The sequence below is a fragment of the Actinomadura napierensis genome (assembly GCF_039529375.1).
Classification (GTDB): domain Bacteria; phylum Actinomycetota; class Actinomycetes; order Streptosporangiales; family Streptosporangiaceae; genus Spirillospora; species Spirillospora napierensis.
This window is the reverse complement of record NZ_BAAAMR010000350.1, coordinates 1-613: the sequence shown is the minus strand read 5'-3', so window position 1 is coordinate 613 and position 613 is coordinate 1. Positions and strand designations below refer to the sequence as shown.

1 protein-coding gene is annotated in these 613 nt (G+C 81.1%); it reads left to right on the top strand.

Annotation, left to right across the window (positions count from 1 at the left end; all coding sequences use genetic code 11):
- The coding region (locus ABD296_RS49865) for an aminotransferase class I/II-fold pyridoxal phosphate-dependent enzyme (RefSeq protein WP_344285655.1) at nt 1-613 on the top strand (613 nt) is incomplete at both ends.

Genomic DNA, 613 nt, shown 5'->3' with positions numbered 1-613 from the left:
GGCCAGCCGCGGCGGTGCTGCTGGCGGCGGGCGCGGCGGCGCCCGCGCCGGACCAGGTGCTGTTCGCGGGCAACGGCCGGCAGGCGATCGCCGCGGCGGTGGCCGCGCTCGTGCCGGCGGGCGGGCGGCTCGCGGTGGAGGCGCTCACCTATCCGGTGGTCAAGGGGGTCGCGGCCCGGCTCGGCGTCACGCCGGTCCCGGTGCCGGTGGACGAGCACGGGATGGTGCCGGACGCGCTCGCCGCCGCGCACCGCGCCGGGCCGCTCGGCGGCGTCTACGTCCAGCCCACGCTGCACAACCCGTACGGGACGACGATGCCGGAGGCGCGGCGGGCCGAGCTGGCCGGCGTCCTCGGCCGGCTCGGGCTGTACGCGATCGAGGACCGGGTCTGGGCGTTCCTGCGTGCGGGCGGGCCGCCGCCGCTGGCGGCGTTCGCCCCGGACCGCACCGTCCTCGTCGACAGCCTCTCCAAGCGCCTGGCCCCCGGGCTGAGCGTCGGGTTCGCGGTCGTCCCGCGGCGGCCGGCGGCGCGGGTCGCCGCCGCGCTGCGGTCGGGCGCGTGGGCGCCGGCGGGCTTCGCGCTGGAGGCGGCGGCCGGCTGGATCGCCGACGG